This window comes from Propylenella binzhouense, from assembly GCF_009866965.1.
In the GTDB taxonomy this organism is placed as follows: Bacteria; Pseudomonadota; Alphaproteobacteria; order Rhizobiales; family Afifellaceae; genus Propylenella; species Propylenella binzhouense.
Window position 1 is genome coordinate 18,832 of sequence record NZ_SPKJ01000051.1, and the last position, 10,153, is coordinate 28,984.

General features: G+C 71.1%; 8 protein-coding genes. All 8 read right to left on the reverse strand.

Going from position 1 to position 10,153, the window contains the following annotated elements:
• Positions 1-7: 7 nt before the first annotated feature.
• Positions 8-2,974 carry a bifunctional [glutamine synthetase] adenylyltransferase/[glutamine synthetase]-adenylyl-L-tyrosine phosphorylase gene (locus E4O86_RS14260; protein WP_161141222.1) on the reverse strand — a complete coding sequence of 989 codons (2,967 nt, stop codon included), beginning with the start codon at positions 2,972-2,974 and terminating at the stop codon, positions 8-10.
• On the reverse strand, positions 2,964-4,379 hold the full coding sequence (locus E4O86_RS14265) for an ATP-binding protein (protein ID WP_161141223.1): 1,416 nt from the start codon (positions 4,377-4,379) through the stop codon (positions 2,964-2,966). Before E4O86_RS14265 ends, E4O86_RS14260 begins: the two co-directional genes overlap by 11 nt.
• Positions 4,372-5,049 (reverse strand): response regulator transcription factor, encoded by a 678-nt coding sequence (locus E4O86_RS14270; RefSeq protein ID WP_161141224.1) that lies wholly within the window; start codon positions 5,047-5,049, stop codon positions 4,372-4,374. Before E4O86_RS14270 ends, E4O86_RS14265 begins: the two co-directional genes overlap by 8 nt.
• Positions 5,050-5,185: 136 nt before the next feature.
• Positions 5,186-6,688, reverse strand: coding sequence for a Do family serine endopeptidase (locus E4O86_RS14275; RefSeq protein WP_161141225.1), 1,503 nt, complete (start codon positions 6,686-6,688; stop codon positions 5,186-5,188).
• A gap of 199 nt (positions 6,689-6,887) precedes the next feature.
• Positions 6,888-7,352 carry a cytochrome c-type biogenesis protein gene (locus E4O86_RS14280; RefSeq protein WP_161141226.1) on the reverse strand — a complete coding sequence of 155 codons (465 nt, stop codon included), beginning with the start codon at positions 7,350-7,352 and terminating at the stop codon, positions 6,888-6,890.
• Entirely contained in the window at positions 7,349-9,343 is a 1,995-nt protein-coding gene (locus E4O86_RS14285) for a heme lyase CcmF/NrfE family subunit (protein ID WP_161141227.1), read from the reverse strand. The genes E4O86_RS14280 and E4O86_RS14285 overlap by 4 nt, the downstream gene beginning before the upstream one ends.
• On the reverse strand, positions 9,340-9,783 hold the full coding sequence (ccmE, locus tag E4O86_RS14290; RefSeq protein WP_161141228.1) for a cytochrome c maturation protein CcmE: 444 nt from the start codon (positions 9,781-9,783) through the stop codon (positions 9,340-9,342). The genes E4O86_RS14285 and ccmE overlap by 4 nt, the downstream gene beginning before the upstream one ends.
• Positions 9,780-10,153 (reverse strand): tetratricopeptide repeat protein (locus E4O86_RS14295; RefSeq protein ID WP_246206403.1); only part of this gene is annotated, 374 nt, incomplete at its 5' end. The genes E4O86_RS14295 and ccmE, both read right to left, overlap by 4 nt.

Genomic DNA, 10,153 nt, shown 5'->3' on the forward strand with positions numbered 1-10,153 from the left:
CCCCCGCTCAGCCGAGAATCCGGCCGAACGCCTCGCGCGTTGCGTGCTGCAGGCTCCGCAGCTCGCTCTCGAGCTCTGCGAAGGTCGCGGGCACCGGCCGCGCCGCCTTGCCGGACGGATCGGCCGTCTCGTGGGCCGCGGCGTCGCGCATCGCGACCTCCGCCATGCGGACGAGCAGCGTCCTCACGCCCTCCGGCGCCGCCTCGGGGTCGAACGGCCGGTCGTCCACGATGCGCAGGGTCTGGAGCAAAGCGGATTGCAGGATCCCCGAGCGGGCGAGGAGCGCCCCGTCGGCGCCGTCGAGGAGACCGGCATCGGTGCCGCGCCGGAGCGTGTCCGCGGTCGCCTCGCCGTCCTTCTTCGGAAGCCCGGCCAGCACCAGGAACTGCGCGACGAACTCGCAATCCATCAGGCCGCCGGGAACCGTCTTCAGCTCCCAGGGGCTGGTGGCGTGCCGGGCCTCGTCGACCTTGTGCCGCATGGCGGCGGCGTCTGCGGCAAGTGCGTTGCGGTCGCGCGCGCGCGCCATGACCTCGCCGATCACGGCCGCCACCGCGGCGCGCAGGCCCGCCTCTCCCGCCGCGGGGCGGGCGCGCGAAAGCGCCATGTGCTCCCACGTCCAGGCTTCGTTCAGCTGGTAGTGGCGGAACGCCTCGAGATGGGTCGCGAGCGGCCCCGCCCGCCCGGACGGCCGGAGCCGCGTGTCGACGGCGTAGGCGACCCCCTCGGCGGTCGGCGCGGAAAGGGCGGCGACGAGCCGCTGCGTGAAGCGCGTGTAATAGTGCGAGGCGACGAGCGGACGCGGTCCGTCGGAGGGGCCGGCCTCCGGGTCGTGGTCGTAGACGACGATCAGGTCGAGGTCGGAGCCGGCGGTCATCTCCCGGCTGCCGAGCCGTCCGAGCGCGAGGATCGCCTCGCGGCCGCCCTGGATCCTGCCGTGCTGGCGCCGGAACTCTTCAAGCGTCCGCCGGTAGAGCGCGTCGATGATGACGTCGGCGAGAAGCGAGAAGGCCCGGCCGGCATCGGCGGGTGCGAGATGGCCGCGCAGCATGCGGACCGAGAACAGGAAGCGCTGCTCGGCGGTGAAGAGGCGCGCGCGGTTGAGCGCGTCCTCGAAGCCCTTCGCCTCGCGGAGCGTCGCCTCGAGCCGCGCTTCGATGTCGCCGCGGTCGATGCGGTCCTCCAGCACGGCCGGGTCGATCAGCGTGTCCACGACATGCGGGCGCCGGGCGAAGATCTCGGCGAGCCGCGGGGCGGAGCCGAGGATGAAGGCGAGGAGATCGAGAAGGTCCGGGTTGCTGGCGAGCACCGAGAAAAGCTGCGCGCCGGCGGGAAGCGCCCGCAGGAGCGCATCGAAGCTGCGAAACGCCTGGTCGGGATTGCCGGCGCGCGCAAGCGCCTGCAGGAGCGCCGGCGTGAGCTCGGTCAGCCGCTCGCGCGCGGTCGTGGAACGCATCGCCGGGAAGCGGCCGAAATGCCAGGCGCGCACGGCCTCGGTGACCGTCTCGGGATGCTGGTATCCGAACTCGCGGAGGGTCTGGAGCGTGTCCGGATCGTCGTCCCCGCCGGTGAAGACGAGATTGCCGCGCGCGCCGGAAAGCGCGGGCGCGTCCTCGAAGAGCTCCGAATAGCGCGCCGCCACGCGGTCGAGCACGGCGCGGACGTCCGCCTCGAACTTCGCGGCATCGCCCTCCCCCATCAGGCGGCCGATGCGGGCGAGCTCCGCGCGGTCGGAGGGGATCGTGTGCGTCTGCTCGTCGGCGACCATCTGCAGCCGGTGCTCGAGCGTGCGCAGGTAGACATAGGCCTGGTCGAGCACCTCCGCCGTCCGCCTGCCGATCCAGCTCCGCTCCGCGAGCATCGCGAGCATCGGCCGCGTCTGGATGCCGCGCAGGCTCCGGTCCCGCCCGCCGGCGATGAGCTGCTGGGTCTGGACGAAGAACTCGATTTCGCGGATGCCGCCGCGCCCGCGCTTGATGTCGTGGCCGAGCACGGCCACGTCGCCGTGCCCGCGATGGGCATGGACCTGCCGCTTGATGGAATGGATGTCGGCGATCGCCGCGAAGTCCAGATATTTGCGCCAGATGAAGGGGGCGATCTCGGCGAGGAAGCCCTTGCCCGCCCCGAGGTCGCCGGCACAGGCGCGCGCCTTGATGAGCGCCGCGCGCTCCCAGTTCTGGCCCATGCTCTCGTAATAGATGAGCGCGCCGGGAATGGAGAGCGCGACCGGCGTCGCGCCGGGGTCGGGACGCAGCCGGAGGTCGACGCGAAAGACGTAGCCGTCCGCCGTCCGCTCCTGGAGAATCGCCACGATCTGCCGGACGATGCGGACCCAGAAGACGCTCGGCTCGACGCCGGGGGCAAGCCCGCCGGCCTCCGGGTCGTAGACGACGATGAGGTCGATATCGCTCGAATAGTTGAGCTCGCGTGCCCCGTACTTCCCCATTCCGAGAATGGCGAGCCCGCAGTCCGACCCGTCCGTCGCGCCCGTCCAGGTGCCCTTCCGGTGCGCCTCGCCCAGGGCATGGCGGAGCGCGGCCCCGAGCGCTGCGTCGGCGAACGCGCTGAGCGAGCTCGTCACCGCCTCGAGGTCGATGGCGCGGCCGAGATCGGCGAGCCCGAGCGCCAGCGCCACGGCCTGGCGCGCCAGCCTCAGCGCCGCCATCGCCTCCGCCTTGTTCGCGGCGGCGAGGCCGTCGAGCCGTTCGATCTCGCCGGCCACGATCGCAAGCGGATCGCCGGCGAGCGTGGCGGCGAGCCGCCGCACGTCCTTGGCCGCGAGGTCGAGAAGGAAAGGGCAATCCCCGAGCGCCGTTCCCAGGAACGAGGGCAGGTCCCGTGCGGCGAGCACCTCGGCAAGCACGTCCTCGGCGCCCTGCCGGGCGGCCGCCTCCCGAAGCCGCACGAGCGCCGCTTCGGCCGCCGGGCTCGCCGGCAGCGGCAGGACCCGCCGCATCAGCGGCTCAGGCTGCATTCGCGATCTCTTTCGCCGCCGGCAGGATCAGGACGGCGCGCAGGCCCGGGCCGTTCGCCTCGAGCGACAAGGCGCCGTGGTGAAGCCGCGCCACCGCCGCCACGAGGCTCAGCCCGAGGCCGGCACCCGGCTTCGACCGGCTCTTCTCGAGGCGGACGAAGCGCTCGGTCGCGCGTGCCCTGTCCTCCGGAGGAATGCCGGGCCCGTTGTCAGCCACCGCGAGCCGCACCACATCCGCCTCCCGCTCGACCGAGATCGTCACCCTCGGCTTCTCGGCGCCCTCCTCGGCATATTTCAGAGCGTTGTCAACGAGGTTGGCGAGCGCCTGCGCGAGCAGTTCGCGGATGCCGGCGACCGGCGCCGGCCCGTTTGCGGTGAAGGTCAGCTCGGCGCCCGCCTCCTCCGAGAGCGGCTCGTAGAGCTCGAACACGTCCTCGGCGACGCTCGTCACGTCGACCGTGGAAAAGGCGGTCCCCGATGAGCCCGCCTCGGCCCGCGCGATCATCAGCAGCGCGTCGAAGGTGCGGATGAGCTGGTCCGCGTCGTCGATCGTCGCCTGCAGGGCATCGCGGTACTCGTGCTCGTCCCTCGCGCCGGAGAGCACCGCCTCGACCCGCGTCCGCATCCGGGTGAGCGGGGTCTTCAGGTCGTGCGCGATGTTGTCGGAGACCTCCTTCAGCCCCTCCATCAGGCGCTCGATCCGCTCGAGCATGGTGTTGAGGCTTTCCGCGAGCCGGTCGAACTCGTCGCCCGTTCCCGTCACTTCGAGCCGGCCGGTAAGGTCGCCCGCGATGATCCGGCGGCTCGTCGCCGCCATCGAATCGATCCGCTTCAGGACCCGGTGCGAGACGAAGAGCCACGAGGCGAGCCCCAGCACGACCATCAGCCCCATGGTGACGAGCAAGGCGCGGATCGTGATCTCGATGAGCTGGTTGCGCTCGCTGACGTCGCGCCCGACCAGCAGGCGGTAGCCGGCCGGCAGCTCGAAGACGCGCACGAGCGCCACCCTCCGCCCGAAGCCTCCCGTCTCCTCGGCGCCGCGATAGGGCACGGTCTGCGGCTCGGGGCGCGGATTGTCGAGGATGGCGGAGGGGACGAAGGCGACGTTGCCGGCCACCTTCGCGCCGTCCGGGTCGGCGATCAGATAGAGGCTGGCGCCCGGCTGCTGGCTGCGGAGATCGACCACGCGGGCGAGCCGGACGATGCCGCCGAGCTGGTACTGCGCCGCCAGCTCGTCGAGCTCCCTGCCGACCGCCTCGAGCGTCTGCCCTTCCAGGAGCTCCATCGTGCTCTTCACGATGTAGCCGATCATGAGGGTGGAGAAGATGCTGAAGACGGCCAGGAAGATCGCCGAAAGCCGGAACGCCGTCGTGCGGAAGAGGCGCAGGCGCGCCGGGCTAGCCATCGTCCCGCATCACGTAGCCGGCGCCGCGCACGGTGTGGAGCAGCGGGCGGTCGAAATCCTTGTCGATCTTGGCCCGCAGGCGCGAGACATGGACGTCGATCACGTTGGTCTGCGGGTCGAAATGGTAGTCCCAGACATTCTCCAGGAGCATCGTCCGGGTCACCACGGTGCCCGCGTTCTTCATGAGGTACTCGAGGAGCCGGAATTCCCTCGGCTGGAGCAGGATCGCCTTGCCGCCGCGCGTCACCGTGCGCGCCAGCCGGTCGAGCTCGAGGTCTCCGACCCGGTAGATCGTCTCCGATTCCTGCGGCGTGGCGCGCCGCGCCAGCACTTCGGCCCGGGCGAGCAGCTCGGAGAAGGCATAGGGCTTCGGCAGGTAGTCGTCGCCGCCGGCGCGGAGCCCCGTCACGCGGTCGTCGACATGGCCGAGCGCGGAGAGGATCAGCACGGGCGTGCGGTCGCCCTCCTTGCGCAGGCTTGCGATCAGCGAGAGGCCGTCGCGCTTCGGGAGCATCCGGTCGACGATCAGCACGTCGTAGCCGCCGCCGCTCGCAAGCTCGAGCCCCGCCTCCCCGTCCATCGCCTGGTCGGCCACGTGGCCGGCCTCGCGCAGTGCCTTCACCAGATAGGCGAGCGCTTCCTGATCGTCTTCGACTACGAGAATCCGCATGTCTGAACGTTAGCCGCCGCTGGCTTGCGCGCCAGTCAAAATGGAGACGGCGGGCCGCCGGAGCGACCCGCCGCTGGGGAGCCGGGAACGACTGGGGGCAGGTGAGTGTCGCGCCGGTTCCCTCGGCTGGGGCCGATCAGCCCTTCTCGACCGGCAGGGCGACGAAGCGCGTGCCGCGCTCGCTCTGGACCTGCACCAGGACCGCCTTGCGGCCGTTCTTCTGCGCCGATGCGATGCCCGACTTCACGTCGGAGACGCTCGAGACCTTCTGTCCGCCGACCGCCACGATGACGTCGCCGGCCTGCAGGCCCTTCTCGCTCGCCGCGCTGCCGTCGTCGACGCCGGTCACCAGCACGCCGTCGCCGCCGTCATTGGGCGCGAGCGCCAGGCCGTAGCCCTCGAAGGAGCCGGGCTGCGCGTCCGGCGCCTGGTCGGTGCCGGTGCTCGCCACCTGGGCGAGATTGCCGAGCTTCACCTCGATCTGCTGCGTGCTGCCGTTGCGGACGACGTCGAGCGTCACCGTCGCGCCGGGATCGTAGCCGGCGATGATCTGGGCCAGCTCGCGCGGGCCCTTCACGTCCTTGCCGTCGACCTTGGCGATGATGTCGCCGGCCTGCACGCCCGCTGCCTTCGCGGGGCCGTTGTCCTGCGGATCGGCGACGAGCGCGCCGGTGGTCTGGTCGATGCCCAGGCTGTCGGCGATGTCCTTCGTCACCGGCTGGATCTGGACGCCGAGCCAGCCGCGGGTGACCTTGCCGTCCTGCTTCAGGTCGGCGACGACCTGCTGCACGGTCGAGGCGGGGATCGCGAAGGCGATGCCGACATTGCCGCCCGACGGCGAGAAGATCGCGGTGTTGACCCCGATCACTTCGCCCTTCGCGTTGAAGGTCGGTCCGCCCGAATTGCCGCGGTTCACCGGCGCGTCGATCTGGATGAAGTCGTCATAGGGGCCGTTGCCGATGTCGCGGCCGTTCGCCGAGACGATGCCGGCGGTCACCGAGCCGCCGAGGCCGAACGGATTGCCGACCGCGATCGCCCACTGGCCGACCTTCGGCTCCTCCTGGGCGAAGTTGACGTAGGTGAAGCCGCTTCCCTCGACCTTCAGCAGCGCGAGGTCGGTCTTCTCGTCCGTGCCGATCAGCTTGGCATCGAGCTCGCGGCCGTCGTCCATGACGACCACCATCTCCTTGCCGTGGTCGACGACGTGGTTGTTCGTCACGAAGTAGCCGTCCTCGGAGATGAAGAAGCCGGAGCCTTGGCTCATGCCGAAGCGCGGCGAGTGCGGGTTCTGCCCGTTCGGGCCGCGGAACTCGAAGCCCGGGGGGCCGAAGCGCTTGAAGAACTCGTAGAACGGGCTGTCCTCGGGAATGTCGCCGAACGGGGAGCCCTGGTCGGAAACCGGGCTTATCTCGGTCTTCACGCGCACGCTGACCACCGCCGGCTTCACCTTCTCCACGATCGACGTGAAGTCCGCCGGGCCGGCGGCTTCGACACGGACCGGCTCGGCGCGTGCCGCCGGGCTGTCTCCGATCACGAGCCCGGCGCCGGTGCCGCCGACGATGCCGAGGGTGAGCGCGCTCGCGAGCAGCGCATTGCGGAAGCGCCGCGCCCGCGAATTGTTCTGGTCGTTGTTGGTCATGGCAGTTGCAAGCTCCACGCTGAATTTGGGTCCGCCCCGTCTCGGCGGGGCGGACTGGAGGTCTGCGGAGAGAGCGTGGCCCGGGGGCAGGTTCGCCACGTCTCCGCCGCAGGGAAGAGATAGGGAGCTGCCCCTTACCGTGCCGTGTCTGCGCGATTAATTCTTCGTAAGCTTGGAAGATCGGCCGCCGCGCGCCGCTTCAGCCCTGCTCCGGGCGTCCGAGCACGCGTGCAAGCGCCTCCTCCTCCTCCGCGCTGAGGCGCTCCGTCCCCGCCGCGGCGCGGCGGCGCCGGTAGAACAGGAATGCGAGCGCGATGCCGGCGAGGAGCACGAGGAAGGGCGCCGCCCAGAGCAGGAGGTTCGATTCGGAGAAGGTCGGCCGCAGGAGCACGAACTCGCCGTAGCGGTCGACCAGGAACTGCTTCACGGCGGCGTCGGAATCGCCCGCCTCCAGCCGCTCCCGCACGAGCACGCGGAGGTCGTGCGCGAGCGGCGCCTCCGAATCGTCGATCGACTGGTTCTGGCAGACGAGGCAGCGCAGCTCCTCGGAGATCGCGCGCGCGCGCGCCTCGAGCGCCGGGTCCGCAAGCCGCTCCTCCGGCGTCACCGCCAGCGCCGGCCCGGCGACGAGAAGCGCGGTCAGGGCAAGTCCGGCGAGCCTCATGCCGGAACCGGGTCCGTCGTCCTGGAGGCCGCGCGCCGCGGCGCCCCGATCCGCAGCCGGCGGTCGGAAAGCGAAGCGGCGCCGCCTGCCGCCATGACCACGGCGCCGAGCCAGATCAGCGTCACGAACGGCTTGTAATAGGCCCGCAGCACGAGGCCGCGCTCGCTCCGGTCGCCGAGCGAGACGTAGAGCTGCGAGAGCCCGTAGGTCTCGATCGCCGCCTCCGTCGTCGGCATCTGCCGCACCGTATAGATGCGCTTGGAGGGCGTGACGGTGCCGATCCCGACGCCGTCGCGGTCGACGCGGAAATGCGCCACCTCGGCACGGTAGTTCGGCCCGGTCATCGGGGCGGTGCCGACATAGGTGAGGCCGTATTCCCCCACCTCGACGCGGTCGCCCGGCTGCACCTCGGTGATGAGCTCGCTCTGGAAGGCCGAGGTCGCCACGATCCCGATCAGCGTCACGCCGAGGCCGGCATGGGCGAGCGCGGTGCCGAAGGCGGAGCGCGGCAGCCCGGCGAGCCGCGCGGCGCTCGCCGCGATCGGGAGGCGGAAGAGCCGCGTGCGCTCGGCGAGTTCCGAGAAGGCCCCTGCGATCAGCCAGAGCCCGAGCCCGATGCCGAGCGCGGGCAGCGCCGCGTGCGAGCCTGAGAGCAGGAGCACCGCCAGCACGCCCGCGACCGAAGCGGCCATCGCCACGCCGAGCCGCTGCGCCGCGGCGGCGAGGTCGCCCCGCTTCCAGGCCAGCAGCGGCCCGAACGGCACCGCCAGCAGCACCGGGATCATCAGCGGCCCGAAGGTGAGGTCGAAGAACGGCGCGCCGACCGAGATCTTCTTGCCCGTCAGCCCCTCGAGCGCCAGCGGATAGAGCGTTCCGACGAACACCGCCGCGGTCGCCGCGACCAGGAAGAGGTTGTTGAAGACGAGCGCGCCCTCGCGGCTGATCGGCGCGAAGAGGCCGCCCTGCTTCAGGGTCGGCGCGCGCCAGGCGAAGAGCGACAGGCCGCCGCCGATGAAGAGGACGAGAATCCCGAGGATGAAGACGCCGCGGGTCGGGTCGGTCGCGAAGGCGTGGACGGAGGTCAGCACGCCGGAGCGCACCAGGAACGTGCCGATCAGCGACAGCGAGAAGGTCAGGATCGCGAGCAGCACCGTCCAGATCTTCAGCGCGCCGCGCTTCTCCATCACGAGGGCGGAGTGGAGCAGCGCCGTTCCGGCGAGCCAGGGCATGAAGGAGGCGTTCTCGACCGGGTCCCAGAACCACCAGCCGCCCCAGCCGAGCTCGTAATAGGCCCAGTAGGAGCCCATCGCGATGCCGAGGGTCAGGAACGTCCAGGCCGCCAGGGTCCACGGCCGCACCCAGCGCGCCCAGGCGGCGTCGATCCGCCCGTCGATCAGCGCGGCGAGCGCGAAGGAGAAGGCGATCGAGAAGCCGACATAGCCGAGATAGAGGAGCGGCGGATGGACCGCGAGCCCGACGTCCTGCAGCAGCGGGTTGAGGTCGCGCCCTTCGAGCGGAGCCGGGTCGAGGCGCGCAAACGGGTTCGACGTCAGGAGGATGAAGAGCAGGAAGGCGCTGCCGATCCAGCCCTGGACGGCGAGCACGGTCGCGCGCAGGCTGTCCGGCAGGTTGCGCCCGAAGCGGGCCACGAGTGCGCCGAAAAGCGTCAGGATCAGGACCCAGAGCAGCATGGAGCCCTCGTGGTTCCCCCACACCCCCGTGATCTTGTAGAGGAGCGGCTTCGCCGAGTGGGAGTTCTCCCACACGTTCTGGACGGAGAAGTCCGATTGCAGATGGGCGGCGGTGAGGGCGGCGAAGGCGAGCGCGACATAGAGGAAACCCGCCGTCGCGGTCGCCGGTGCGACGCCCATCAGCCGCGCATCGCCGGAGCGCGCGCCCCAGAGCGGCACGCTCGACTGGATGAGCGAAAGGGCGAGCGCGAGCACGAGCGCGAAATGGCCGAGCTCGGCGACCGGGAAGGCACCCGTCATTGTGCACTCTTCTCCATCCAGTGGCCCTGCTTCTTCAGGGCGTCCGCGACTTCGCGAGGCATGTAGTTCTCGTCGTGCTTGGCGAGCACGCTGTCGGCCCGGAACGCACCGTCGGCGCCCACCACGCCTTCCGCGACCACGCCCTGCCCTTCCCGGAAGAGATCGGGCAGGATTCCGGTATAGGTGACCTCGATGGCGCTCGCCGTGTCGGTCACCTCGAACGAGACCTTGCCGCCGTCGCCGCGGTGGACCGATCCGTCGGCGACAAGCCCGCCGAGCCGGACGCGCGTCCCGGGCTGGACCCCCTTCTGGGCGATGTCGCTCGGCGTGTAGAAGAACACGATCTGGTCGCTCAGCGCGAACAGGACCAGGCCGAGCGCCAGGGAGAGCACGCCGCCGGCCGCCCCGATCATCGCGAGCCGCCTCTGCTTCCGGGTCATGGTTTCCCCGTCTCCTCGATCTTGAGGCCGAGCTGCTCGGCCGCCGCGACGATCCGCTGCCGCGCCTCCTCGTCCGGCGCGGAGGCGATCGCCGTCTTCGCCGCGCTGGAGGCGTCTTCCGTCCGGCCGAGCACGGTATAGGCGCGCATCAGCCGCAGCCAGCCCTCGACGTCGCCGGGATTGTCGCCGAGCCGGTCGGCGAGCTGCGCGACCATGCCCTCGATCATCGCCGTGCGATCGGCCGCGCTCATGTTCGCCGCCGCCGCGACTTCCTCGCGCGAGGGTCCCGTCGCCGGCGGAAGCCCGCCGGCCGGCGGCGGCGCGCCGCCCGCGCGTGCGATCGCCCCCTCCACGGTCGCGCGCCAGGGCG

What these genes read in the sequence shown, in the direction of transcription:
- E4O86_RS14260 (WP_161141222.1), bottom strand. Translation starts at nt 2,974, where the DNA reads ATGCAGCCTGAGCCGCTGATGCGGCGGGTCCTGCCGCTGCCGGCGAGC.
- E4O86_RS14265 (WP_161141223.1), bottom strand. Translation starts at nt 4,379, where the DNA reads ATGGCTAGCCCGGCGCGCCTGCGCCTCTTCCGCACGACGGCGTTCCGG.
- E4O86_RS14270 (WP_161141224.1), bottom strand. Translation starts at nt 5,049, where the DNA reads ATGCGGATTCTCGTAGTCGAAGACGATCAGGAAGCGCTCGCCTATCTG.
- E4O86_RS14275 (WP_161141225.1), bottom strand. Translation starts at nt 6,688, where the DNA reads ATGACCAACAACGACCAGAACAATTCGCGGGCGCGGCGCTTCCGCAAT.
- E4O86_RS14280 (WP_161141226.1), bottom strand. Translation starts at nt 7,352, where the DNA reads ATGAGGCTCGCCGGACTTGCCCTGACCGCGCTTCTCGTCGCCGGGCCG.
- E4O86_RS14285 (WP_161141227.1), bottom strand. Translation starts at nt 9,343, where the DNA reads ATGACGGGTGCCTTCCCGGTCGCCGAGCTCGGCCATTTCGCGCTCGTG.
- ccmE (WP_161141228.1), bottom strand. Translation starts at nt 9,783, where the DNA reads ATGACCCGGAAGCAGAGGCGGCTCGCGATGATCGGGGCGGCCGGCGGC.